Source organism: Anaerosinus sp. (genome assembly GCF_965318445.1).
Genome location: NZ_CBDNNH010000003.1, coordinates 32921 through 59522 on the forward strand (window position 1 = coordinate 32921; position 26602 = coordinate 59522).

General features: G+C 38.7%; 17 protein-coding genes and 1 riboswitch. Of the genes, 14 read left to right on the plus strand and 3 right to left on the minus strand.

Annotation, left to right across the window (positions count from 1 at the left end; all coding sequences use genetic code 11):
* Nucleotides 1-12: 12 nt before the first annotated feature.
* The 14 genes from cobN (at nucleotide 13) to ACWZFG_RS02360 (ending at nucleotide 23742) form a co-directional block, all read left to right on the plus strand.
* Nucleotides 13-3726, plus strand: coding sequence for a cobaltochelatase subunit CobN (gene cobN, locus ACWZFG_RS02295; RefSeq protein WP_455576974.1), 3714 nt, complete (start codon nucleotides 13-15; stop codon nucleotides 3724-3726).
* Nucleotides 3727-3744: 18 nt separating this feature from the next.
* Nucleotides 3745-7581 (plus strand): cobaltochelatase subunit CobN, encoded by a 3837-nt coding sequence (locus ACWZFG_RS02300; protein WP_455576975.1) that lies wholly within the window; start codon nucleotides 3745-3747, stop codon nucleotides 7579-7581.
* A 63-nt stretch (nucleotides 7582-7644) separates the two neighbouring features.
* Nucleotides 7645-9306: a hypothetical protein gene (locus ACWZFG_RS02305; RefSeq protein ID WP_455576976.1), complete on the plus strand. Its 1662-nt coding sequence runs from the start codon at nucleotides 7645-7647 to the stop codon at nucleotides 9304-9306.
* A complete protein-coding gene (locus ACWZFG_RS02310; RefSeq protein WP_455576977.1) occupies nucleotides 9306-11009 on the plus strand; it encodes an ABC transporter ATP-binding protein in 1704 nt (567 codons plus the stop codon). Before ACWZFG_RS02305 ends, ACWZFG_RS02310 begins: the two co-directional genes overlap by 1 nt.
* A complete protein-coding gene (locus ACWZFG_RS02315) occupies nucleotides 10957-11841 on the plus strand; it encodes an energy-coupling factor transporter transmembrane component T family protein (protein WP_177504915.1) in 885 nt (294 codons plus the stop codon). Before ACWZFG_RS02310 ends, ACWZFG_RS02315 begins: the two co-directional genes overlap by 53 nt.
* Nucleotides 11842-11851: 10 nt before the next feature.
* Nucleotides 11852-13303: an outer membrane protein assembly factor BamB family protein gene (locus ACWZFG_RS02320; RefSeq protein ID WP_455576978.1), complete on the plus strand. Its 1452-nt coding sequence runs from the start codon at nucleotides 11852-11854 to the stop codon at nucleotides 13301-13303.
* The gene (locus ACWZFG_RS02325) at nucleotides 13300-15288 is read left to right on the plus strand and encodes a TonB-dependent receptor plug domain-containing protein (protein WP_455576979.1); all 1989 of its coding nucleotides are present in this window, start codon (nucleotides 13300-13302) and stop codon (nucleotides 15286-15288) included. The genes ACWZFG_RS02320 and ACWZFG_RS02325 overlap by 4 nt, the downstream gene beginning before the upstream one ends.
* Nucleotides 15289-15636: 348 nt before the next feature.
* On the plus strand, nucleotides 15637-16779 hold the full coding sequence (locus ACWZFG_RS02330; protein WP_455576980.1) for an efflux RND transporter periplasmic adaptor subunit: 1143 nt from the start codon (nucleotides 15637-15639) through the stop codon (nucleotides 16777-16779).
* Complete coding sequence (locus tag ACWZFG_RS02335) at nucleotides 16779-19910, plus strand: efflux RND transporter permease subunit (RefSeq protein WP_455576981.1); 3132 nt, start codon at nucleotides 16779-16781, stop codon at nucleotides 19908-19910. The genes ACWZFG_RS02330 and ACWZFG_RS02335 overlap by 1 nt, the downstream gene beginning before the upstream one ends.
* Before the next feature lie 93 nt (nucleotides 19911-20003).
* Complete coding sequence (locus tag ACWZFG_RS02340) at nucleotides 20004-20843, plus strand: ABC transporter ATP-binding protein (RefSeq protein ID WP_177504920.1); 840 nt, start codon at nucleotides 20004-20006, stop codon at nucleotides 20841-20843.
* Nucleotides 20843-21586 carry an ABC transporter permease gene (locus ACWZFG_RS02345; protein ID WP_177504921.1) on the plus strand — a complete coding sequence of 248 codons (744 nt, stop codon included), beginning with the start codon at nucleotides 20843-20845 and terminating at the stop codon, nucleotides 21584-21586. Before ACWZFG_RS02340 ends, ACWZFG_RS02345 begins: the two co-directional genes overlap by 1 nt.
* Before the next feature lie 112 nt (nucleotides 21587-21698).
* Nucleotides 21699-22856, plus strand: coding sequence for a putative DNA modification/repair radical SAM protein (locus ACWZFG_RS02350; protein WP_455576982.1), 1158 nt, complete (start codon nucleotides 21699-21701; stop codon nucleotides 22854-22856).
* Nucleotides 22844-23017 (plus strand): hypothetical protein, encoded by a 174-nt coding sequence (locus tag ACWZFG_RS02355; RefSeq protein WP_455576983.1) that lies wholly within the window; start codon nucleotides 22844-22846, stop codon nucleotides 23015-23017. Before ACWZFG_RS02350 ends, ACWZFG_RS02355 begins: the two co-directional genes overlap by 13 nt.
* Nucleotides 23014-23742: a TIGR03915 family putative DNA repair protein gene (locus tag ACWZFG_RS02360; RefSeq protein ID WP_177504923.1), complete on the plus strand. Its 729-nt coding sequence runs from the start codon at nucleotides 23014-23016 to the stop codon at nucleotides 23740-23742. The genes ACWZFG_RS02355 and ACWZFG_RS02360 overlap by 4 nt, the downstream gene beginning before the upstream one ends.
* Before the next feature lie 72 nt (nucleotides 23743-23814).
* On the opposite strand, the gene ACWZFG_RS02365 is transcribed toward ACWZFG_RS02360, so the two are convergent.
* The 3 genes from ACWZFG_RS02365 to ACWZFG_RS02375 form a co-directional block, all read right to left on the minus strand.
* Entirely contained in the window at nucleotides 23815-24576 is a 762-nt protein-coding gene (locus tag ACWZFG_RS02365) for an SDR family NAD(P)-dependent oxidoreductase (protein WP_147669873.1), read from the minus strand.
* A 128-nt stretch (nucleotides 24577-24704) separates the two neighbouring features.
* Nucleotides 24705-25322: a tetratricopeptide repeat protein gene (locus ACWZFG_RS02370; protein ID WP_309320253.1), complete on the minus strand. Its 618-nt coding sequence runs from the start codon at nucleotides 25320-25322 to the stop codon at nucleotides 24705-24707.
* 146 nt (nucleotides 25323-25468) lie between these two features.
* Nucleotides 25469-25648: riboswitch (cobalamin riboswitch) on the minus strand.
* Between the two features lie 91 nt (nucleotides 25649-25739).
* Nucleotides 25740-26576 carry a MerR family transcriptional regulator gene (locus ACWZFG_RS02375; RefSeq protein WP_455576984.1) on the minus strand — a complete coding sequence of 279 codons (837 nt, stop codon included), beginning with the start codon at nucleotides 26574-26576 and terminating at the stop codon, nucleotides 25740-25742.
* Nucleotides 26577-26602 lie beyond the last annotated feature (26 nt).

Below are 26602 nucleotides of genomic sequence, written 5' to 3' on the forward strand. Positions count from 1 at the left end.
GGAGGAATTTTGATGAAGAAAATAATTTTTGTAACGAACAAAGAACGTCAAGGGAGTATGATGCAACAGGCATTGAATCTATTAGTCGCAGAAAAAAGACTAGCCAGCGTACATGAAGTCTATCGCGTGAATCATGATACCAATTGGAGTACGTATACACAGATAGAATTTATGAAGGCGGATTTCGTTATTTTTTCCTGGATGGGAATGAGCGATGACCATCCTTTCTTCCAGAAAGCACTTAAACTTTTAAAACAAGAAAAAATAAAGTATTGTCTGTTAGCGAATACACAAGAGGCAAAAAACGCAGATGCATTTTGTTTAGAAATTCAAGCTGAAATTGAACGGTACTTGAATTTTGGCGGGATTGAAAACTATACGAATTTATGGCTTTATGCTGTTGAAAAAAAATTTTGCGAGAAGACCTCGTACCAGATGCCAAAAAAACTGCATTGGAATGGAATCTTTCATCCAGCACATGTTGAGCCGATTTTAGATATTGAGTCCTATTGGAATAACGATTGCGCAACAGACAAGATGACCATCGGAATATTGTTTTCTAGGGAAGAGTGGATATGGCAGGATCTTGATTATCAAACAGCCTTAATAGAGGAAATAAAAGCACAGGGCATGAATGCGATAGCGGTTTTCTGTTTATGGGCAGGAAATAAAGCGGAGGATGTTCCAGGAATTGATGACACAGTAAAACAATATTTTTATCGTCAGGGTAAAGTCATTGTCGATGCGGTAATTACTACCTTCAAATTTTCGTTGACCGTTGGTAAAAGAATCGAAAAGGATTTTTTGCAGCGTTTAAACGTGCCAATTTTGCAAGCGTACACTTTGCGTAAGGATTATGAGGAGTGGCGAAACAGTACGGAGGGAATGGATCCGGTAGAAATTTCTAGTGTTCTTGCGCTAAGTGAATTTGATGGTGTCATTCATTCGCTGCCAGTTGCCAACAAAAAAATTGCTGACGATGGAACGATTTCATATGTACCGAATCATGAGAGATTGCGGCGCGTGGTACAGAAAGCAAAAAAATGGGCAAACTTGCGTCACAAAGCAAATGAAAAGAAAAAAGTTGCAATAGTTTTTCATAATGTGCCGGCAAATAATTCAAATGTTGGCAGTGCTGCCGGATTAGATTCGCCGGCAAGCATTAGGAATTTATTAAAGAGAATGCAGGAAGAAGGTTACTTTGTTGACCATGTTCCGCCAGATGGTCAAATCTTTATCGAAGAATTGTTAGCTGGCGTAACGAATGATCGGCGGTTTTTGACAGATAAACAGATAGAAAATACACCAGCCAGAGTCACTAAACAGGAGTATCAGAAATTTTTTTCAACGCTTCCGAAAGAGACTCAAATGGAGCTGAATGCGCATTGGGGAGATGCGCCCGGCGATGTGTTTTGTTACGATGATGAACTGCTCATCCCGGGGATTTTAAATGGGAATGTTTTTATTAGTGTGCAGCCACCGCGCGGATTTGGTGAAGACCCGGGGAAAATACTACATTCACCTGATGCACCGCCGCCCCATCATTATTTGGCGTATTATCATTGGATTCGCGATCTATGGCAAGCGGATGCCGTTATGCATATTGGTACGCATGGTTCACTAGAATGGCTGCCGGGGAAAAGCGCGGCATTATCAGATACCTGTTATCCGGATTTGGCACTTGGTGATTTGCCGAACCTTTATCCGTATTTGATTACGATTGTCGGTGAAGGAACGCAGGCAAAAAGACGCGGCGCAGCTTGTTTGATTGGTCATTTGCCACCGCCGATGAGCCATGCGGGCGCTTATGAAGAAATGGCTGAATTGGAAAAATATTTAGAAGAGTACATACATTTTAAAGCTTATCAGCCGGCAAATCTTGAGGCGGTAAAAGCGAAGATTAATGAAAAAGTTTTAGCGTTAAATCTAAGCGAGGATATGAAAACGAAGCCAACAGAAAATTTTGATGACTATGTACAAGAACTGCATTGCTATATTACGGATATTAAAAATTTGCAAATTCGGACGGGTTTACATATTTTAGGGAATGCGCCGGCGGACCAACTTCTACAAGATTATCTGCTGGCATTAACGAAAGTTGAACACGATGATTTGCCTTCACTTCCCAAAGCGATTGCAAAAGCGTTTCATCAGGATTATTACTTATTATTAGAAAAAAGTGGACAGCTTTCTGCCGATGGAATAACGAGTAATGGCGTCGGTTTAGATAAAATTCGTACCCATTGTCAGGAAGTCGTCAGTCTGTTAGCTGATGCATCTTATGATGTAGAGCGGTTAGGGCAGTTGCAGTATTTGGACTGGTATAAAGGGTTGGCAGAAGAAGCAAAATGCGAGATTCAGCGTGTTGCTGCATTTATTTGTAAGACGTTAGTCGGTAATTTAGAAAAGACAACACAAGAAATTGAAAACTGTTTGTCTGGATTATCTGGGAAATATGTTGAACCTGGCCCGGCTGGAGCACCGACGAGCGGAGCAATCGAAGTTTTGCCAACCGGAAGAAATTTTTATGGGGTTGATCCAAGTAAATTACCTTCGCCAATTGGTTGGACTTTAGGCACGTCTTTAGCGGATAGTGTTATTTCGCGTTATTTGGCAGAAGAAGGGTGCTACCCCGAAAACATTGGGATGATTCTTTGGTGTGGGGCAAATTTAAGAAGTCGTGGACAATGCGTGGCGGAGTTTTTATATTTATTAGGGGTTAAACCTGTGTGGAAAAAAGGCAGTATGCGTGTCGTAGGCTTGGAAGTTATTCCTTTAGAAGAATTAAAGCGTCCGCGTATCGATGTAACGGCAAGAATCAGCGGTTTGTTTAGAGACGGAATGCCAGCGGCAATGAAATGGTTAGATGAAGCAGTGCGTATCGTCGGTGAACTTGATGAAGATATTGAAGCAAATTATGTTCGCAAGCATATGCTTAGCGATGCTGAGGAAATGAAAAAAGAAGGCGTTGCGCCAAAAGATGCTTGGCAACAGGTCGGCTGTAGACTTTTTGGCTGTAAACCCGGTGCGTATGGTGCTGGGGTTGGTAATGCATTAGAAGCGAAAAATTGGGAAACTGTAGACGATTTAGCGCAAATTTATTTGCAATGGGGCGCACATGCTTATGGCGGACAGCAAAATGGAACGTATAGGCCAAACTTGTTCACAAAGCGATTATCGGTCATGGATATTACGATTAAAAATGAAGATAACCGCGAGGCAACGATGCTGGATTCAGATGATTTTAATGCATTTCATGGCGGATTAATTGCAGCTGTTCGCAGTTTTAAAGGGTCTGCGCCGCGCTCATATTGTGGAGACAGCTCAGATCGGCAAAAAGTTGTTGTGCGCAGTTTAGGAGAAGAGTTTAAACGGATTTTTCGCGGGGAAGTGATCAATCCGAAACATATTGAAGGAATGAAAAAACATGGCTATAAAGGTGCGGCAGATTTAGCTGGGGCGATTGCTCGTTGCTATGATTGGGATGCGACTAGCTGTGTAATGGAAAATTGGATGTATGAAAAAATTGCTGCAAAATATGCGTTAAATAAAGAGATGCAGGACTGGATGAAAAAGGTGAATCCGTGGGCTTTGCAGAGGATTGCGGAAAAACTTTTAGAGGCACAGCAACGTCAAATGTGGCAAGCGAAATCGGAGACTTTAGAGGAATTAAAATCACTTTACTTATCAATTGAAGGTGATCTGGAAGAGCGAAGTGAGGATTAATTTGCGGGAGGCATAGCAATGAAATTGGCAATTTTGCTGGAAAGTCATCAAATGATGTCTTTTTTGGAAGCAAAGCAAGAAATGAAAGAAGTGGAAATCAATTTAGCAATCATCGATCGATTATCAGATCCTGTATTTAGAAAAGAATATCTTGCTTATTTGGCCGAACAAGCAGATTTAATTTTTTTGATTCCATCTACGCACGGCGTTTGGGAAGAAATTTCAATGCAGTTAAAAATAATCGGACAGCATAAGCCAATGTTGTCGACCTCACATCGACCGGAATTTTCTATTTTTACTACAGTGAATGAGAAATTTCCCGCGATAGTACAAGCGTACTTAACAATTGGCGGCAAAGAAAACGTAAAAAATGCATTGTATTTTTTATTAAAGGAAATATTGGGAGCTAAAGTGCAAGTAGATGCACCGCAGGCAGTTGCTTGGCAGGGCATTTATGTTTCGCAAAAAGCGATTGTGTTAGAAAATCTCGCAGCATATTTAACGAATCCTACGCTTTATCAGGAAGAAAGAAAAACGATTGGGATTTTATTTAGCCGCAGTATGTGGCTAAATCATGATACTGGGATTGTAGATGCATTAATAAAAGAAATTCATGCAAGTGGCTATAATGCTTTGCCGGTGTTTAGCGTTGACCGTCATGATCCTAAAAATGGGCGGCAAGATAATATTTCTATCATTGAAAATTACTTCATGAAAAATAAGCAGCCGTTGATTGAGGCGTTAATTGATTTACAAGTATTGTTTCTGATTTCTCGTAATCGCGAGGGGAAAATTGAAGAACATCCCGGCTACACGCTGCTACAAGAGTTGAATGTACCGATTTTTAAAGGCGTGATTATCAATAGCCAGACAGAAGGGGAATGGCGAAAGAATCCGTTTGGAATACCAACGACATCTATTGTAACTTCGATTACCATGCCAGAATGTAGCGGTGTAATTGAACCTATCGTCATTGGGGCTTTAAAAGAGGCTACACAAGCCGATTGGGATGAAATTCCATCACATGTGCCTATCCTAGAACGCATTCAGTTTTTGTGTCGGAGAATTAAAAAGTGGATGGCACTTCGTGAAAAAAATAATGGCGAGAAGAAAATCGTTTTTATCTTACATAATAGTGTTTGCCATGGGGTGGAACTCACTGTCGGAGCGGCAAATGGATTAAATGCATTGGAAAGTTTAGTCCAGTTAATGAAAAAAATGAAATTGGCTGGGTATCAAGTAGACTCCATTCCCGATTCAGGAGAAAAACTGATTGAACTGATTATGCAGCGGAAAGCAATCTCAGATTTTCGCTGGACACCGGTAGAAGAGATTGTGAAAAAGGGCGGTGTATGGAAAAGTATCAGCCTTGATGAGTATCTTAGCTGGTTTAATCGCTTTCCCAAATCAGTCCAAGAAGCAATGAAAGAAACTTGGGGGAATCCGCCGGGCGAAGAGCAGGAGGAAGTTCCGCCCGCGATGGTATATGATCAGAAGATTTTAGTTACGGGGGTTCAATTTGGCAATGTTTTAGTTTGTGTACAGCCAAAGCGCGGCTGTGCGGGAGCGCGATGTGATGGAAAGGTCTGTAAGATTTTACATAATCCACTTTGTCCGCCAACGCATCAGTATGTAGCAACGTATCGTTGTTTTGAAGAGTTGTGGGGAGCTGATGCAGTTGTTCATGTAGGAACGCATGGAAGTTTGGAGTTTTTACCGGGGAAATCAATTGGTTTAACAGAAAGTTGTTACCCTGAAATTACCTTAGGAACAATGCCTAATCTTTATATCTACAATACGGATAACCCTGCCGAGGGAGCGATTGCAAAGCGTAAAAGTTATGCAACGTTAATTGGACATATGCAAATGATGATGCAAAATGTTGCGCCTTATGGAGCAATGGAAAAACTGGCGGTGTTGCTCAATGATTATGCACGATTAAATCATGAGCAAAAATGCCGAGCTGATACATTCAAACAAAAGATTCTTTCCCTTGCAATTGCTGAAAAATATCTGGCAGAAGAGAAAAATGAAAAAGATGAAGAGCGGATAATCTGCCAGTTGCATCAAAAAATAGTGCGATTAAAACAACGCATGTGTCCCAAAGGAATGCATACCTTAGGCAAGCCGCCGGAAGACAAAGAAAAAATGGAATACATACGAATGGTATTGGCTTACGATGGCGGGGCAGCAGGAAATCTAAGTAGGTTGATTGCTGAAATTATAGGCTTAGATTACGATGAATTGTTAGAAAAACCATACAGTTATAGTCAAACTTTTGCTAAGACCTATGACGAACTGCTCGACGCAATTGCAGGATATGAAAAAGAATTTATTGCTATGTTCGCCCAAGGCAATGAACAGAGTGAATTAGTGGCGCGGTTTATTCTTGGGGAAAAAATAAAATCTTATGAAAAAATTTCAAAATTAGATTGCTGGCAACAGCGAATTAAAAAAATGTCGTTGGATATAGCTGCATCTGATGAAATTCAGGGCATTTTGCAGGGCTTAACGGGCGGGTATTTACCGACGGGGCCGGCAGGTCTTATTATCCGTGGGCGCAGTAATGTTTTACCGACGGGAAGAAATTTCTATAGTGCAGATCCTACGGGGATTCCAACGAAGGCAGCCTGGAAAACAGGTCAAAATTTAGCCGAAGGATTAATTCTTCGTTATCAAAAAGAATCTGGAAGATATCCGGAAAATTGTGCGATTGTTTTATGGGCTTCGGATTGCATGTGGTCAGATGGGGAAGTCGTTGCGCAAATTCTCGCATTGCTTGGCGTTGTGCCAAAGTGGAATGAAAGTGGGGAAATTCAAGGCTTTACAGTGCAACCGATCGATGAGCTAAAACGTCCGCGCATTGATGTTACGCTTAGAATCAGTGGGGTATTGCGAGATGCTTATCCCAATATTCCCGAATATCTTAATGAAGTGATTCAGACTGTTGCACGACTACCGGAACCTATACAAGAAAATTTTGTGAGAAAGCATACCTTGGAAAATTTAGCAGAAGATACGCCAGAAAGTTGGGAAATTGCGGCGACGAGAATTTTTGGCGGTCAGGAAAATACCTATGGAACGGGGATTAACCTTGCAATTTTAGCTTCAGCTTGGCAAAATGAGCAAGATTTAGCAGATGTTTTTTTAACGTGGAGCGCTCATCTCTATGGAAGCAATGGTAGTGCAAAAACTTCCTTACAACAATTAAAAAAGCAGCTGGCAACCGTTGACCTTGTCTATAATAAATCGTCGAATGATGCACATGATTTATTGGGTTCAGCTTCGCATTTTAGCTATATGGGCGGTCTTGCGACGACGGCAAAGCTCTTGCAAAAAAATCGCGAAATCAAAACGTATTATGGCGATACGCGCAATGAGCGAAAGATAAGAATTACTAGTTTAGCTGAAGAAATCGCCGAAACGGTGCAGACGAGGTTATGCAATCCTCAATGGATTGCAGGCATGAAAGAAAATGGTTATAAGGGTGCGGGAGAAATCGCGAAACGCATCGCCAATGTTTATGGATGGGATGCAACAAGTGGAGCAGTAGGGGATTGGATATTTGATGCAATTGCCCAAACTTATATTATGGATAAAGCTATGCAAATGTGGTTTAAAGAGCATAACCCATGGGCAATGGAAGATATCAATCGTCGTATGCTTGAAGCCGTGCAGAGAAATTTATGGAAGCCTGAAAACGAGGTTTTAGAAGCGTTGAAAAGATCACATTTAGAAGTCGAAGGCTGGATGGAAGAGTCCGTTGGTGAAATTGATGGAGATTTTCAGGGCAGTGCAGTGAATCTTTATACACCGGCGGATGTTCCGGCGTGGAAAGCTAGATTATTAAAGTAGACGCAGACAAAGTGGATTTGCGACGAAATCATGATACTTCTAGTTAGGCAAGAAAGGCGGAGAATGAAAATAAAAGGAAAAAACATAATTTTATGTATAGCTGTCGTTTTAGCCTTGCTCTTTTCTCAGGGGCATAGTTTTGCGGCAAATCAAGCAGTTAACTTACAAGTGGATCTTCCATATTCCCTAGGCATCGCAAAACAGACCGTTATGCCGGATGAAATTTTTATGATGAGGATAACGGTATTTCATCCACAAACGAATCGGGAACGCGTGACTGTTCAGATTGAGGTTCCGCAAGGCGTTGAGTTTGTAGATGCGAATGAAATATGGACGTACGAAGAAAAACAGCAGGAGCAAATTTATCAAAAGGAAGTGGAGTTTTCGGAAGGGTATGGAAACTGGTTTGATTTTTTGCGGTTTCATGCGCGGGCAGAGGGCGAGTATTCTTTTACGATAAAAGTGATTTCTGAAGAAAAAACAATCGAAGTAAAGAAAGTTTTAACAGTAATAAAGAATTTAGCCGCCACGGCAGGTGACTTGAAAATCAGTAAAATTGTTGTACCTTTTGACGAAGAGGGAAAATATGATGACCGTATGGATCAAGCAACTTTATTGCTTCGTGATACTACCTTAGATTATTATAAAAATTTATTTACCGGAAAAGGTGCAACCAATACGGCAGCAGAACGCGTACATCCAGTGACGAATATGCTAATTTCTGTTGCTAATCCAGCTCGGCAGCAGAAACTGCTGCTCTTAAGGGCGCATTTACTTGATAAGAAAACGGGTGAGCGGATTCCTGGGTTAATCAGTCCTCGAAGTACTGCCGATGAAGATAATATGGAACTTAATGAAGAATACGATAAAATTCATGGATTATCGGCGTTTATTGCATTAGATGGGGAAAAAGAACAAAAAGTGAGAATGCCTGTTTATGTAGACGAAGCGGAGATTAAAAGTGGCGAAGTGATATTAAAAGTAGAAGGATATGATGGAGAGAATAAAATTGTTGAATACGCAATGCCAATTAAAGTGATTCATCGGGATGAAACAGCGGCGTGGATTACGTCAGTTATGTTTATTTTCGTTCTGCTTCTTTTGCCATTTATCCTATCTAAAAAACGCTTGAAGCAAATGAAGAGCCGTTGGCTGATTACTGCTGCTTTATTCGGTGCTACTGCTTTTGCGGTAGTTAGTTTGCCGACGACGTTTATTAGTGACTTTTTTCATATTATCTTAGGCCCGTTTAGTTTCTTGATTACTGGAATGTTTAGCGGAATTTTAATGTATATGCTGCTTTGTAGTTTAGTAATCTTGATTCCTCATATGGGGATTGTTTCCTTGATGCTGTTTGTAAAGATGTTAATTAATATGATTGTTTTTGGTCATATTTCGCCAATTTCGCTATTGCTTGTCGGTGTACAGGCAGTTTTATTAGAAGGCTTTCTCTATGGAATGGGAATTACAAAAAAAACAACGGGCGAAAGAGCAGATCTTTCCGCTGAAAAGCGGATTGTATGTTCACTCTTTTTGGCTTGCGGAATAGCCGACGCAATCTCAACTTATGTGAATTTGCAAGCCATGGCGTTCTTATATAGATTGTATTACGCGCAATGGTATATTCTCTTGTGCACGTTTATTAGTGGTTTCCTCTATTCGGGAATCGGGGCAGTTTGCGGATTTTACTTAGGAAAAGAGTTAAAAAAGGTAGGTGGTGATTGATGCAAGGAATTGTTGAGGCAAAAAATGTTTCCTTTACTTATGGAAATAAAACAGTGCCTACAGTATGCAAGATTAATTTTTCCATCAATAAAGGCGACTTTATTTTAATTACAGGGCAATCAGGTTGTGGAAAAAGTACAATTTTAAAAATGCTCAATGGGCTAATTCCTCATGAAAGTGGTGGCAGTTTTAGCGGTGATATCTATATTGCTGGGAAAAATACCCGCGATTTTTCTATTGCTGATTTAAGTTCAATGATTGGGTTAGTTTTTCAAAGTCCGGAGGATCAAATTTTCTCGGCGACGATTTTTGATGAAGTTGCATTTGTTTTAGAAAATATGGGGTTAGAAACGGAGCAAATTAAGCTACGTGTGCAAGAGGTATTGAAAGAAGTTGGCCTATCGGGCAAGGAAAAGGATAGCATTCATGCATTGTCTGGCGGGCAGAAACAACGTCTGGCTGTGGCATCCGTTCTAGCGGCAAAACCAAGTGTTTTAGCACTGGATGAACCGATTAGTCAGCTTGATCCGGTGAATGCAGAAAACTTATTACAAGTACTTACAAAATTAAATAAAGAACATGGAATCACGATCGTCTTAATTGAACATCGGCTGCATGAAGTGATTCGAGTTTGCAATCGCATGTTGATTATGGAAACCGGGGAAATTGTTTGGGATGGTTCGATGAAGCAAGCACTAGAAAATCCGCAAATATTTAGCGGGCACGGGCTAAGATTACCACAGACAATAGATCTTTGCTCGCAGTTGGGAATTGCCATACATAAAGATTATATTGCAGATGCAGTACAGGGAATTTTGAAAAAATATCCTGAAATAAATACGCGTAAAAAAGAAATGAACCTAACGGATTCTTTAAAGAAAAAAGTATTAATCACTGTGGAGAATATTGGGTTTGGTTATGAAAATCATCCGCAGGCAATATTGAACGATTTTAATTTAACGGTACATCGCGGTGAGATTATTGCACTGATGGGAACCAATGGGGCGGGGAAATCTACTTTGCTTCAGTTGATTGCGGGGATTTTTACACCGCAATCCGGCAGAATTTCCATTGATGGAGTAAAAGGCTCGCCGATTGGCACAGTGGGAATGGTGATGCAAAATCCAGATTTAATGTTGTTTAATCCAACGGTTCGGCAGGAGATTTCCTATGCAGCAGAGCAGTTTGGTAAAAACGATGCAGCAAATCAAAGGTATTGTGAGAGTTTGTGCAGTGCCTTGGCGTTAAGTGAAGTTGTGGAAGAATTCCCCTTAGCGCTTAGCCGCGGACAAAGGCTTAGAGTAGCGATTGCCAGTATCCTAGGATTTAAGCCGGCAATTGTTCTCCTTGATGAGCCGACAACCGGTCAGGATATTTCTCGGATTGAAGATATTCTAGCAGCAATTCATCATTATGCAAATGAAGGGGGAACTGTAATTTTTTGTACGCATGATACAGAAATTGCGGCGCGTTTTGCTGAAAGAATTGTTGTAATGACAGAAGGAAAGATTGTTGCAGATGGAAAGCCGGAAGATGTTTTTAGCAATGCAGATATTTTGGCTGCAAGTGGGCTGAAACAGCCGCCAATTATTGCAATGAGCCAGCAGCTTGGAATCGGGAAGATAACCTCCGTAGAGGAGGTGGTTTTACATGTTCAGCAAACAAGTTTTAGAAGTCACAGCAAAAAACACGCTGTTTCATAGACTGGATGCACGCACAAAATTGTTATTTGCAGCAGCCGTCAGTATGGGTGTTTTACTTATTGACAGTCCGCTGACTTTGTATTTTATCTTTCTCTTTGTATTATTCATGCACTTTATCGCGAAATCATCATTTTCAAAATGGCTGGTATTAATGTTGATTATTTTGATTGGTGTATGGGGTTCTGTCGTAAGTCAAGCGATGTTTTACAATCAATTGCCGCGTACGCCGATTCTTTGCTTATTGGCAATAGATGAAAGTCGGTTGATGATGAGCGACGGCATTTATTTGTATCGCGAGGGGATTCAATATGGTGCGCTGCAAGCTTTGCGGGCGGCGACAATGGTAAGTGCAGGGATGCTGCTTTGTTGGACGACAGATCAAAGGGATTTATTAAAAGGCTTTATCTATTGGAAAATGCCTTATGAATTAGCGTTCATGAGCATTACAAGCTTAAGATTTTTACCGGATATCGTTACGGAGACAATGACGGTGATGACAGCACAGAAACTAAGAGGGGCAAAACCGTTTCGGTCTTTAAAAATCAATCGTTTAATTCATACGCTATATCAGATTTTATATCCAATCTTAGCGCGAACGATTAAACGAGCGGCTACATTGGCTCTTTCTGTAGAGTCGAGAGGTTTTGGCAGAAGCTTACGCGTGCAAAACTTAAACCCATGGGGCGGCAAAGAAAAAATTTTTGCAGCAGGAATTGGAATATTGATTTGCATTCTTTTTGGGGTCAAGATTATCTATTGGCTGCAATTTAATGGGATTTTGTATTTCCCTTCATTTCGGCCGGTTTATGATTTAGTGAAAATATGGTTATGAGGCAGGAAAAATGAATAATTTAAAAAAATGGCGCAATGTGCTGATGATTGGACTTTTTATTTTTACTTTCATTATGATTGGCATGCATCTTTACTTTGAAAATCTACCTAAAATCTTTTCTGCCGATGAAAAAACATTATCAGGGCAAGAGAGTTGGGAGCACAAATGCAAGTCTGTTGTCGATGTAGATTTAGGTGAAGTTGAAATTAGAGGATTTAATCATATGGGAAGTATTCGGGCCTATATGGAGTTTTCAGCGGATGAAAAAAGATTGGCAATTGGAACAGACAGCGGCGAAATTCTTCTTTTGCAAACAGAGGATGGGAAAATTCTTTGGCGACAGCAAGTTGGTATTGGGAAAATTACAGCTTTGGCTTTTTCGCCCGATGGACAATCTATTTACGTGGGGGAAACGAGTCCGGAGGGCAGGATGATTTGTCTGGAAAGTCAGACTGGTAAAGTAACTTGGAATTATAAGACGGTTGAAGATATCGGCGTAGATTTAAAGCATGGCAGCTTACCGGGAACGGTGAAAATCATTTGTGATCAAGAAAAAAATGTGTATTTTTTAAGTAAACGCTATGAAAATGATCAAAATGGGAAAATCGTTTATCGAGCAAAGATTTTTTGCTTTGATGAGCAGGGCGAAAAAAAATGGGCAATGCCAAATGCAAGTAATCTAGATGCATGGGTGGATTGGATTAGCGTAGATGAAAAAATGAATACTTTGGTATTTGGCACGGCCAATGTTTCAGGAATGCAGTATGAATTTGCCGATTCGCTATATTATGTAAATGCTAAGACGGGAGAAATAAAAAATAGCGTGCAGATTGCAGGCATCGTTCCTTATGAAAAAACTGCAATGCGTGGCAGTCCGAACATTAGTGTTGATGGAAATTTTGTGTCCGCAATGGCGAGCGATGGGAGAGCTTTTCTCTACGATGGAAAAGGTACTTTGCTATGGAAGCGTACGTTAAGCGAACCTAAAAAGTTTGGTGATGTTTATTTAAACGCAGTAGGAAGAGATGCCTTTATTATTAAGGATTATGTAGTTTTTTCTACGCTGAATACCTATAATAGTGCGAATTGGCAATTGCCAACTCCGGTAGAACATCCAAGCAGCAATAGTATTTATGTTTTTAATAAAACCGGTGAGTTCCTCTACCAATGGAAGGCAGGCGGCGCTGTAGAAGATGTAGCCTTTGCCTATCCTTATGCGGCAATTGCAGTAGGAAAAAATACAAAAACCAAAAATGTCGAAGTTCATGGATTAAGACTTTTAAATTTAGAAACTGGTGAAATTGAAGTGCAGATTCCGACTAAAGGGCCGAATATTGCGGCGGCCATTAGCAAAAATGGCACGTATATCGTAGCGGTTGAAGTACCGTTAAAAAAGAATGATGGCACGGTTGTCGGAACTTATACTTTACATTTGTTACGAAATGAGGAGAGAAAAAATTGAATTTATTCAGACAAAGAAAAAAGAATCAGTTAAAGAAAATTGTAGCGATAGGATTATCTACGTTAGCTGTATCTTCGTTAGGGTATGCGAATGAGGTTGTCGATGAATACGAGCTTGATACCGTTGTTGTTACTGCGCAAAGATATGAAAAGAAAGATATTGATGTTGCAGCGTCAACTGATGTATATACGGCAGAGGATTTACATCGCACAGGGGCGCGTAATGTGCAGCAGGCATTATCTATGGCGACAGGATTGGTTTATGAAGCAAAAGGGCCAGGTGGAGTTACCAATAGTACGATGACAAGTAAAATTATTATTCGTGGGGTAGAAAAAGGGACGCTGGTATTGATTAATGGAACACCACTTAATTTACGCGGTTTATATAATTTGGAGGATATTCCACTTGAAAGTATTGAAAGAATTGAAGTGGTAAAAGGAGGCGGCTCTGTTTTATATGGAAGTGAAGCCACTGGTGGCGTTATCAATATTATTACGAAGAAATCTTCAAAAGGCGTAAGTCGCACTTCGATTTCCACAGGGTTTGGAAATTATGGACAAGAAAATTACAACTTAAATGTACAAGAAAATAAAGTTGGCTTTAGTTACACTTATGATAAGTGGGGCGAAGTAAATGGTGTAAGTCAAACGCAAGATACAAAAAATAGAACAATGGAAACAAATTGTAATAGTTCTGAAAAGAATAATGTTACGTTAAATTATTCTTTTGATGATAAATGGGACATGGTATACATGCATGATGAAGCTTTAAATCGTCGTTCTACCTCCTTTGCTGATGGATGGGAAGATTTAAGTGGAACGGATCAAATTCAAAGACGTCATAAATTCACGAAAGATTTCTTGCAATTTAATTATAAATCTGATGACGTAACGGGGAATGTTTTCTATAATGCAAATTCACTTGATAGTACGGCATACACCTTTTATACGACGGCAGGGAAGAAAAATAAAGTGCCAACACTTTCTACAAATACTTTAGAAAAAAATCGAACATCTGGCTTTGATATTCAAAAAGTATGGGAACAAGAAAATGGAAAAATTCTTTTTGGGACAACGTATCAAAATGAGGTATATAAACCAAATTTGCGTAGTTCTGCAGATAAAAATCGATCGCGAAATAATTTTTCTGTCTATGGACAATGGGAAACGGAATTAAATGACAGTGATACTTTTACATTGAGTGGTAGGGAAAGCTGGACAACTGGTGCTGATGAAGATAAAAATTTTAATAACTTTAGCGCACAGGGACAATTTTTACATAAGATAAATGAAGATGAAAGCATTTATGCAAGCATTGGACAATCCTTTGTTATGCCTACATTTGGTCAGATGTATTCTAAAGAGGGTAGTATTGTTATTGGTAATGCGGATTTAAGACCACAAACAGGTATGCATTATGAACTTGGCTGGAAGAAAAATCATGAAGATCATAAATGGCGAGTTGCACTTTTTAATTATACAATCAAAGATAATATCAGCTCTAGCGCGCAAAAAGTTGGTAGTGAAACTTGGTATTATTACATGAATGAAGATTTAAGAAATACTGGGATTGAATTAAGTGCAGAAGTCAAAGAAAATAATGGTTGGTCTTATAATTATGGCGTAGTATATAACAATCCAGAGTCAAAATTTTCTACAGATAAACCAGGGGCGAAAACTTATTGGGATAGAAACTATGGCAGATGGCAATTAAATGGTGGTGTTACGTATCAAAAAGAGCAATGGACAGCGAGCTTAATGATGAATTATCTTGCTGATCGTGTGATTACACCAAGCAGTGAACATTCTTATAAAGTCAAACCATATTTATTGGCAAATCTTAATGTGGATTATCAAGTGGATGATGAAAGTACTCTTTCTTTAAGTGTTGAAAACTTGTTTAATCGTAAAGATATTATCAGCCATGCAAGCGAAACGTTTGCGACACCTACAAATTATATGCTTAAGTATAAACGGACTTTTTAATCTATTATAACTCTAAGCAAGATTTCCCCCACTTCTATAGGTGGAGGGAACAGCTCTAAATAACAGGCGATGAGCATAATCTTTCGCCTCGTTGAAACGCCGAGTGGTAAGTTTTCCTGCGGAAAACCTTGAACAATGGCGTTATAATTTATTTAAAACTAAGTTGGATTTCAGCGGCAAGTGAAGGCTTTCGCTGAAATCATTTCATTTGGAAAGATGAAAAAGAAGGTGAATGAGATGCAGCAGACCTTTTTAAAATTAAAGCAACGACCTTGGTTGGCTTTAATCATTTTTATTTTGCTAGTCAGTAGCATTTTTATTATAAAAAATTTATTTGTGCAAAAAAAAATGAACCGAGAGATGACGAAGCCCGTGGTAGCTGTAGAAACAGTAGAGCGGCGTGATATGTCAAAACGGATAAGCTTTTATGGCGAGACGGTTGCTAATATCCAGGTGGATATTTCACCTAAATATTCTGGGAGAATCAAAGCTGTTTATGTTTCTTTAGGGCAAAGAGTCGAAGCTGGTGAACTCTTAATTTTACAAGATAATGAAGACGTGGCTATTTCCATTGATGAAAACAAAGCACAGATTCGCCAAGCACAAGCAGAGCTTACTGAAGAGAAATCTTTTTACCAAGCATCCTATGACAGAGTGTATGCGGATTATCAGCGAAGCAAAATTGATTATGAACGCTATCAAACCTTATATGAAACAGGTGCGATCTCCAAGCAAAACTTAGATGAAAAAGAGCAGGCAATGGTAAATTGTAAAGCGGCTTTAGATACATTAGAAAATCAATGGATGGATAGTGAAGTTCCAGCTGTTGTTGAGGCAAAGATAGCATCATTAAATAAGCTGAACCAAAAACATAAAGCATTAACAAAGGAAAAAGAAGATTTATATTTGCGAGCTCCCTGTAGCGGAATTATTGGGTTTCGTAATGCAGAAATAGGTGCATTTGCACAGGTTGGGCAACGATTACTATCCGTAATCAACAATGATAAATTTTATGTGGATTGTGAATTAGCAGAAGGGGATATTGCAGCTGTGCAGACTGGAATGCAGATTAGCATGCATGTAGACGCATTACAAAGGGATTATCTCGGAACGATCATTTATGTTAGTCCGGCAGTTGATAAAGAAAAGAAAGCTTATACAATGCGCATTGAGCTAGACAAAACAGATGAGATTTTGAAATCGGGAATGTTTGTAAGTAGTGAGATTGAAATCATTCAGCGCACAAATACCTTATTTGTTCCGAAAGAAAGTTTAGTTGAAAAAAATGGCCAGCAGTATCTATATATTGTGAATGAAAAAGATGAAGTTCGGGAACGGAAAGTTACGATTGGTTTTCGCAACGATGAAAGCGTAGAAATTTGTAGCGGTTTACAGGCAGGTGAAACTGTTGTTGTTACAAATTTAGCAAGAATGAAGGATAAAATTAAAGTCCAAAGAGAAGAAAATGGGCAAAAGCGGGATGGTGAATAATGAATATCACGAAATTTTCTATTCAGCGTCCGATTGGAATTTGTATGGTGGTTGCCTTTTTTGTTGTCTTAGGACTGTATAGTTATTGGCGTATTGGTGTTGAACTTTTACCGGAAATTAACACACCCTATGTATCTATCAATGTAAAATATGCAGGAGCAAGTGCAGAGTCAGTAGAACAAGAAGTAATCAAGCCGTTAGAAGATGCACTTTCATCAGTTTCAGGTGTTAAACGGATGACTTCAACTGCGAATGCGGAAAAAGCGTCCATTTTATTAGAAATGGAGCTATCGACAAATGCAGATTATGCAGCAATTGATGCTTCTAAAAAAGTAAATGCAATTCGGCAAAAGCTGCCGGATGATATTGATGAACCTGTTGTCTCCAAATGGGATATGAATACGTCCCCTATTTTGGAAATTGCCGTATTAGCTCCGACGCCGTTAGGTGAAATTTATACAAAAACGGAGAATACTTTTGTTGATCGAATCCAGCAAGTCGATGGTGTAGCAGACGTTGAATTAAATGGTGGAAGAGATAGAGAAATTGCCATTGAAGTAAATAAAGATAAATTGGCCTTTTATCGGCTGAGTTTAGAGCAAGTTACAAATTTACTTAAAAGTGAAAATAAATTGTTGCCAGCCGGAACGATTTATACAGATGTGCAGCAGAGTGATGTACGTTTATTGGCACAATATCAATCAAAAGAAGAAATCACTCGCTTGAAACTTAAAAACTTGGATGGCGTAGAAATTCCACTTACTGCTTTTGCGACAATAAAAGAGCAGGATGCCAGAGTGGCGCGTTATGCGAGAGTAAATGGCGAAGATGCCGTTACCCTGACCATTTACAAAAATAGTGATGCCAATGTCGTAGCTACGGCAGATGGTGTATTAGAAAAAATAAAAGATATAGAATTGGATTATCCACAATATCGCTTTGTTACAGTTGTAAATTCAGGGAAATATGTAAAGGAATCGTTACATAATACTTTAGGTACATTATTCGAGGGACTACTGACGACGAGTCTGGTTCTTTATTTCTTTTTGCGTGGTTGGCGTTCGATGGTTGCGGTTATGATTGCAATTCCTACGTCGTTAATTTCTACTTTCTTTATGATGTATATTGCAGGCTTTACCTTTAATATGATGTCTTTAATGGGAATGGCATTGTGTATAGGGATATTAGTCGACGATTCCATTGTCGTTTTGGAAAATATTCATCGCCATATGATGATGGGAAAAAAGGCGGAGGTTGCAGCTGAAGAAGGGCGAACTGAAATTGGTATGGCAGCGGTTGCAATTACGTTATGTGACATTGTTGTTTTTATGCCAATTGCTTTTATGTCGGGATTTACAGGACGTTTCTTTTGTCAATTTGGGATGACGATTGTTTTTGCAACACTTTTTTCACTTTTTGTATCGTTTACGCTGACGCCAATGCTGAGTGCAAAGTTTTTTTCAAAGGGGTTAAAAACGCCCAAGGGAAAAATTTGGATAAAAATTGATGCTGTAGAGAAAAAAGCAGCAGAACGATATGAAGAAATTTTAACGCATTGTTTAGCCAAGCCAAAAAAAATATTGGGATCAATGTTCTTGCTCTTTGTTTTGACGGTATCGTTTGTTCCATTAGGCTGGATTGGAATGGAATACATGCCGAAAACCGATGAAGGAAGTTTTACGGTTAGTGTTCAAATGCCGGTAGGTCAAACGATTGATCAAACGGATGCGGTTATAAGAGAGTTGGAGAAGTATGTAAAAGAGATTCCGGAGGTCTCTTACTATTTATCAGGAGTTGGACGCCATTTTAGCAATAGTGGATCCATCTCAGTTACGCTTTGTGATAGAAGTGAACGATCCCGTGATATTTGGGAAATTACTGAAGAGGTTCGTAAGTTTGCAAAGAAAAATATTCTTACCGCGCAATCTGTGCGCGTAAATGAAACGCAATCTTCCGTAGCTGGTGTTTCTGGCGGAGGCGGCTTAGGTATGGGGAAAAAACCGGTGAAATCAGTACTGGAATTAGAGCTAAAAGGTACGGACAATGAAGCTTTGGTCGCTGCTTCTTATGATATACAAGATTTACTTAAACAGGTAGACGGGGTAAAAGATATCAGTTCTTCTTATAGTGAAGGGATGCCAGAAGTGCAGCTTGAAATCAATCGTGATAAATTGAACTTTTATCATATTACGGTTAACGACATAACAAATGCCTTTTCCGCTGCGATTGCCGGTAAAAAAGCTGGCGATTTTGTCAATAATCCTTTCAATGATGGACAGGATACGAGTATCAAAGTTCGTTTTGAAGGCAGTGATGGATATAAAGTATCTGATATAGGAAAAATTCCGATTCTAGCAAACAATCGTATCGTTTTTCTCGGCGATGTTGTTAACATAAAAGAAGGTGTTGGCCCAGTAACGATACGTAGAGTGGATAGAGAACGGTCAATCAATATCCAAGCCAATTTGACGGATCGTCCATTGGTTGAAGTTATGCAGGAAGTAAAGGCGCTATTAAATAAAAAAGATTTGGGAAATCAAGTGCATTATCGTTTCACGGGACAAGCTGACAGTATAAATGAAGCTTTCATTGAAATTTTACAAGCATTGGGCTTGGCACTGATTTTAGTGTATATGATTTTAGCATTTCTTTATGAATCTCTGCTTACCCCATTTATTCGTATGTTTTCTTTACCTTTGGGAATGATTGGTTCACTCTTATTTTTACTGATGATGAATCAAACCATTAATATTTATTCCTTAATTGGTATATTGGTTATGGATGGGCTTGTAGCGAAAAATGGAACGTTGCTTTTAGATTATGCGATTACGCTAAAAGAAAATGGTAAGAGTGCTTATGAAGCAATTATCGAAGCTGGGAAAATCAGGATGAAACCGATTTTTATGACGACGCTTACGATGGTTGTCGGGATGTTGCCTACGGCATTAGCGATGACGGAAGGTTCAGAAACGAGAGTAAGTATGGCGTGGGTAATCATTGGCGGCTTATTGTCTTCGACGATTTTTACCTTGATTGTGATCCCGATTATCTTTGTATTTTTTGATCGATATCCAGTGCGTTCGTGGTTCAATTATGTGAGAAAAGAATTTGGCAAAGCGAAAAAATGTTAATTGTTTTTGACAAAGATTTGCGAAATAGTGTAAAATGGCTGAATATTGGTTTTACCTATTAAGTTTGCAGAGAATAGAGAAAGGTAGTTAAAGATGATAAAAACGCTTGATTTAGGAAAAAAATTTGGTGAACGCGTTGCAATACATAAATTGAATTTATCTATTGAAAAAGGGGAAGTTTTTGGTTTACTAGGGCCGAATGGCGCCGGAAAAACAACGTTTATTCGGATGGTAACGATGCTGGCTAGACCGACGAGTGGAAAAATTTTAATCAATGGATTAGATACGGCGGAACATGAACAAGAGATCAAACAATTTATTGGGATTGTACCGCAGCATTTTAATCTTGACCCTGATTTAACGATTCAAGAAAATTTGGATTTGCATGGCAGATTGCATCATATGCAAAAAAATGTACGTAAGCAAAGAAGTGCAGCTTTATTAGAATACGTTGAGTTAAGTGATCGAAAAAATGATTATATCAAGACATTATCTGGTGGGATGAAAAGACGTTTGATGATTGCGCGGGCGTTGATGCATCAACCAAAGGTACTTCTTTTAGATGAACCTACCGTAGGTCTTGATCCGCAAGTGAGACGTAGATTATGGGATTTGATTCGCCGTATGCATCATGACGATATTACGGTCATCGTTACGACGCATTACATCGAAGAAGCTGAAAATCTATGTAATCGAGTAGCAATTATGGAAAAGGGAAAATTAATTGCACTGGATAAACCGGCTTCGCTTTGCCAAACCATTGGTTCGTATGTAGTGGAATGGGAAGAAGCTTTTGAACGCACCTACAAATTTTTTAATTCGCGGGAAGAAGCTGCTGCTTTTGCAGGTGGCTTAACAGAAACAGCGGTTATTCGCAAGTCGAATTTAGAAGATGTGTTTGTAGAACTTACAGGAAGGAAGGTAAGCGGCTGATGTTATATGATATTGTGACTGTATTTTGGCGCGAATGGGTAGTGTTAAGGCGGCGGTTAGGAAAATTTATTCTTTCGCGCATGATTGCACCGCTGCTCTATTTAGTTGCTTTTGGCTGGGGGCTGGGGAGAAGCATTCAAGTTTCACAAGGGGCGAGCTACTTAGATTTTCTTGTGCCCGGGATATTGGCATTAAACTCTATGAATATCAGTTTTAATGGTGTAGGCGCGCCGCTCCATACGAGTCGTGTCTTTCATAAAAGTTTAGAAGAATATCTTGTTGCACCAATTCGGCCCATTGCTTTCGTTATTGGGAAAGTACTTTCAGGCGTCGTACGCGGACTTATTTCTTCTGTTATCATTATTGCCTTAGCTTATATCTTTGGCGCACATTTTCAGATTACAGGGATGTTCCTTGCTGTACTTACCATCAATTGTATTATTTTTTCAGCCCTTGGTTTTGTTGCGGCAATGCTCATAGATTCACACGAAGATATGGGAAGCTTTAATACGTATGTATTGCTGCCAATGTCATTTTTATGTGGAACTTTTTTTGCAACGGATAAATTGCCGGAAGTGATTCACTACTTCTTAATGCTATTACCGCTTACCCATACAAGTTCAGCGTTGCGCAGTTTAGCAATGCAAGGACAAGTGTCAGAAATCTCGCTTCTTGTATTGTTTTTGTATATGATTGTTTTATTAGGAATCGGCATATGGACGATGTATCGAATCCGAAAATAGTAATTGAAAAGAAAAAATAATGTGATAAGCTACGCGCTTGTTACATTATTTTTTTCATCTTTACAAGAACAAATGTTCTGTTTTATAATAAAAGAAAAAAGGAGTGGTTGCTTTGGATGTTTTTGAAAAGTTGAAAATACTATCAGATGCAGCAAAATATGATGCATCTTGTACCTCGAGCGGTGTGAATCGAAAAGCAGGGCAAGGGCAAATCGGTAGTGCAGCTGCTTGTGGAATTTGTCACAGCTTTTCCGGTGATGGACGATGCATTTCTCTGCTTAAGGTATTGATGACCAATGCCTGCATTTACAATTGTCAATATTGCATCAATCGGCGAACCAATGATATCCCAAGAGCAACTTTTACACCGCGGGAATTGGCGGATTTAACGATTCAGTTTTATCGGCGGAATTATATTGAAGGTTTATTTTTAAGTTCCGGAATCATAAAAAGCCCTGATTATACGTGTGAACGCTTGATTGAGACACTGAAGATTTTGCGAAGTGAATATCGGTTTTCTGGTTATATTCATGCAAAGGCAATCCCCGGTGCGGATGAAGCTTTGTTGGCAGAATTGGGATTGCTAGCAGATCGTGTCAGTGTAAATATCGAAATGCCCTCTCAAGCTAGTTTAGCATTGATGGCGCCGGATAAAACGAAGCAATCTATATTAAAGCCGATGGGCTATATTGCCGGACGGCTGAGTGAGCATAAACGGGAGCTAGTGAGGTATCGTCATGTACCGCACTTCGTACCGGCAGGGCAAAGTACACAAATGGTCATCGGCGCAACGCAAGATACAGATTGGAAGATTGTCCAATTAACAGAGAGTTTATACAAATCTTATCAATTAAAACGCGTATATTTTTCTGCTTATCGAGCGGTAAATCATAGCAGATTACTTCCAGCAGTGGAGAGCCAGCCACCGCTCTGGCGTGAACACCGTTTATATCAAGCAGATTGGCTATTGCGTTTTTATGGATTTTCAGCAAAGGAATTACTAACGGTTGAGCAGCCGAACTTTAATCCATATCTTGATCCGAAAAGTCATTGGGCATTGCAGAATTTCGATCATTTTCCTGTAGATATCAATCGTGCGTCGATAGATGATTTAATCAGAGTCCCTGGAATTGGCGTAGTAAGTGCAAAGCGAATTATTACCGCGCGTAAGACGACGGCAATTACCTTTGAGGGATTAAAAAAACTTGGGGTTGTTTTAAAACGGGCAAAGTATTTTATTTCGTATAAAGGGAAAAAGTGGAAGATGTGAAGATTTCTCCTCAGCTGATGATGAAATCTTTAGTTTCTACAAAAGTATTACAGCAGTACCGTCAACAGTTTCCTTTGCAAGGAGATCGAGTGCAGTTGTCCTTGTTTGAATCTTTGCCGGCGTTGCCGGGTGGATTTGAAGGGGCGGGCTTACTCCGATGATTTATAGTTATGACGGCACTTATGATGGATTTTTATGTTGTGTATTTAAAAGCTATCAAGATAAACAGATTCCGGAAGATATCATTTTAGCCGATGCAGCCTGTATTCCTTTATTGCCAATGACTTATGTCAAAACTGAACTGGCGAAGGCAAAACGTGTGGAAAAATCCATTCCGACGAAGCTAGGCAAAGCAGCAAACGGATTTATCCGGCAAGCCTTTCTTACTTGTTTGCCGCACAAAGAACGCTATATTTTATTATTTCTTCGGTTGGGTTATCGTTATGGTGCTAGCGTGATGAAAATGTTAACACACGAGGTTGTTCATACGCTCTTTAAAGCCGTTCGGCATCTGGAGAGGGAAAGCCATTTGTTTAAAGGCTTTATTCGCTTTTCAGTTTATGGAAATGTTTTAATTAGTGAAATTGAACCGAAAAATTTTGTGTTGCCTATGTTAGCGAATCACTTCTGTGAACGTTATCCAGAAGAAAAATTTTTAATTTATGATAAAGTACACAAGATGGGATTGATTTACCAACCGCATAAGGTAGAGCTGATTCCGATTGAAAAATTAGATTTACCCAAAATTGATGAACAGGAAGAAAAAATGCGCGAATTATGGAAACTGTTTTTTAAAACGATTGAAATTGAAGGTCGTCACAATCCACGGTGCCAGATGACAATGATGCCCAAACGATATTGGGGTTGTATGACAGAGTTTCAATAAAAATACCCCTAAGTGTGCAAGGTTACTTTTGCTCTTGCATACTTAGGGGTATTTGCGTATAGAAAAAATTATTTAAGGTCTGAGTCCAGAACCTCCTTGGACAGAAATTGTTTCGCCGCTGATATAACTGGCGGCAGAACTAGCAAGAAATACACAGGTTCTTCCAATATCCTCTTGAGGATCACCAAATCTTTTCATCGGGATATTTTTAATGTTTTTATTATAGGCTTCAGGGAATTCTTCCTTCCATTTAGCCAGTTGTTCAGTCATGGCTAAAGGACAAACGACATTTACGTTAATTCCATATTCGCCCCATTCATTCGCTGCAACGCGTGATAATGCACGAATACCTTCTTTGGCTGCCGCATAAGAGGTTTGTCCAGGGCTTCCATGCATTCCGGCACCAGAGGCCATATTGATAATAGCTCCTTTTGTCTCTTTTAAATATGGAAATGCATATTTCATATAAAAAAAAGTTGCATAAAGTCCAGAATAAATAGCTAAATCAAAATCTTCTTTACTGTGATCGACAAAGCTTAAGCCGGACTTTGAAGCTTGGGCGTTATTAACGAGGACATGAAGTGAACCAAATTCTTGAATTGTTTTATCAATGGTAGTTTTTACTGCAGTTTCATCACTGCCATCAGCCTTTGCTGTGAATACTTTGACATTGTATTTTTGTATAAGGTTTTTTTGTGCAGTTTCCAAAGTATCTTGGATAATATCTGTTAATACAAGATTTGCTCCTTCGGCGGCAAATGCACTTGCAATACCAAACCCAAGGCCACGTGCACCACCTGTAATTAATACTGTTTTATTCGTAAACTCAGACATAGATAGCCTCCTAAATATAGCAAATGTAAATTTTTATTTTATATTAGTATGGTCTATATAAGAAGAGTTTATGAATTTTAAAATGAACAAAGCTTATTATAATCTGAATAAAAATGCAAATTTTTAAATTATTTTTCAGGCTCTATGCCGAGACGTTTTAACATATCTTTTGCAGTTTGAATAATTTGTTTTTGATTTTTTGGTACTTGTTTGAGTAGAGTTTGATAAGTAATGATTGCATCGTCGGGTTGATTTAATCTTTGTTGACAAACTGCTTTGATTAAATAAGAGCCTCCATGTTCCGGATTCAAAGTAATAACGACAGAAGAATCGTCTATTGCATTTTGATATTCTTTAAGATAATAAGAACAAACTGCACGTTTGAAATAAGCTTCAAGATATGTACTTCTTGTTTCTAAAGTATGGCTGTAATCTTCTTTTGCTAGCTCATAATTCTTAAGTTCTAAATTCGCTTCAGCGCGTTTAAAGTAAGCATCTGTATAATTCTCATTGATTGCCAGAGCCTTTGTATAAGCGTCAATTGCTTTTTCAAACTCAGCAATTTCAAACAGTTTTTCACCTTTTTCAAACCAATAAAGATCCAATTGGTTTTCTCCCATATGTAATCCTGAATTTAAAAGTGCATCCTTATCAGCTTCATAATTTGCTTGTTTAGCTAAAACATTTGGAATGATTAAAATTTGCATTAATAAAAAAAGTAAACTACATAATAAAAATTTTTTCATTTTTTTTCGCTTCTTTCTTAAAAAAATAAAAATCTTCTACATGCATAGAAGATTTAATAAAAATGTATAAAAAACCTGACAATCTGTCAGGACTTTATACAAAAATAATGTATTAAAATCCCCTCCCTATCTCTCGTAGGTAAAATACGGTGATTGATAAATAGGCAGTTCTCCTGGCTCTAGTTCATTGCGTATCCAAACCTTCCCAAAGCTAAGCTTCAGTGGCATTCTATGGATTTGCTCCCTAATACAGTGGCGGGACCGCATCGGCATTGTACCGATTTCCCTATTAAGCCCTTTCGGGCACCTATTCCAAGGCAATATAATTTTCCAACACTAATCATAGCACGTTAGGTAAAATTTTGTCAAACAATAAGGCGATAATTTGATTCAAAAGTATGACTCATTACGTTTCTATCACTCATTTTGATACTCTACTTGAAAAGAAATCTGATTAATATAACTTTTAGTATCTTCTGTGAGCCAATGATTTTTGATTGGAAATACGTAGATATCTCCAACCACTATTAAATGATTTCGTTTTATAAAATCCTCTAAGCGCAAATAGATCGAAGCTGCTTTTTGATAATAAGTTCCTTCAAAAAAAATTGAAATATAAAAGCCTTCAGGACGGGTATAACAATGTTTTTTTGAAAAGGAATGAGATACAGGGGTGAAATATTGAATTGACCGATTAAATTTTTTAGCAAAAAAATCATCCTTATCAATAATCCAACCGGTCGTAAATTCTTTAAAATGTTTTTTGGAAAAAGCAGCTTGGTTATGATGGGCAAGAGTTTTTACGCGGTCTTTTATTTGTGTAGTTTTGGTAATTGGGGGACTGAGTAGCAAAATTTTTGACTGTTGAAAGCTTAATTCTATTTGATTAAGTCGAATTTTTGGAATCTTTTCTAAAGTGGCTAAAGATAATTCAAGGCTATTTTTTACTTTTTGTGTATCATCGATAAGTTCATTACATTCTTTTATTTTGTCTTGCAATATTTTCCCGAAATTTTCATCGCTACGGTTTTCAAGATATAGCTTAATATCATGTACAGATATATTTAATTTGCGCATATTTAGAATGATTTCAAGGACTAGATATTGTGAAACGGAATAATAACGATAGCCATTTTTATTGACAAAAGCGGGGATGAGTAATTCGTTTTTATCATAATACAATAATGTTTGTTTGGGAATTCCATATAAGGAAGCCAATTCGCCAGCAGTAAAATAATTTTTTTCGTTTTCCATAGTGCACTCCTCATTATACAAATGAA

Coding starts and splice junctions, on each gene's coding strand:
- cobN (WP_455576974.1), top strand. CDS start 13: ATGAAGAAAATAATTTTTGTAACGAACAAAGAACGTCAAGGGAGTATG.
- ACWZFG_RS02300 (WP_455576975.1), top strand. CDS start 3,745: ATGAAATTGGCAATTTTGCTGGAAAGTCATCAAATGATGTCTTTTTTG.
- ACWZFG_RS02305 (WP_455576976.1), top strand. CDS start 7,645: ATGAAAATAAAAGGAAAAAACATAATTTTATGTATAGCTGTCGTTTTA.
- ACWZFG_RS02310 (WP_455576977.1), top strand. CDS start 9,306: ATGCAAGGAATTGTTGAGGCAAAAAATGTTTCCTTTACTTATGGAAAT.
- ACWZFG_RS02315 (WP_177504915.1), top strand. CDS start 10,957: ATGTTCAGCAAACAAGTTTTAGAAGTCACAGCAAAAAACACGCTGTTT.
- ACWZFG_RS02320 (WP_455576978.1), top strand. CDS start 11,852: ATGAATAATTTAAAAAAATGGCGCAATGTGCTGATGATTGGACTTTTT.
- ACWZFG_RS02330 (WP_455576980.1), top strand. CDS start 15,637: ATGAACCGAGAGATGACGAAGCCCGTGGTAGCTGTAGAAACAGTAGAG.
- ACWZFG_RS02335 (WP_455576981.1), top strand. CDS start 16,779: ATGAATATCACGAAATTTTCTATTCAGCGTCCGATTGGAATTTGTATG.
- ACWZFG_RS02340 (WP_177504920.1), top strand. CDS start 20,004: ATGATAAAAACGCTTGATTTAGGAAAAAAATTTGGTGAACGCGTTGCA.
- ACWZFG_RS02345 (WP_177504921.1), top strand. CDS start 20,843: ATGTTATATGATATTGTGACTGTATTTTGGCGCGAATGGGTAGTGTTA.
- ACWZFG_RS02360 (WP_177504923.1), top strand. CDS start 23,014: ATGATTTATAGTTATGACGGCACTTATGATGGATTTTTATGTTGTGTA.
- ACWZFG_RS02365 (WP_147669873.1), bottom strand. CDS start 24,576: ATGTCTGAGTTTACGAATAAAACAGTATTAATTACAGGTGGTGCACGT.
- ACWZFG_RS02370 (WP_309320253.1), bottom strand. CDS start 25,322: ATGAAAAAATTTTTATTATGTAGTTTACTTTTTTTATTAATGCAAATT.
- ACWZFG_RS02375 (WP_455576984.1), bottom strand. CDS start 26,576: ATGGAAAACGAAAAAAATTATTTTACTGCTGGCGAATTGGCTTCCTTA.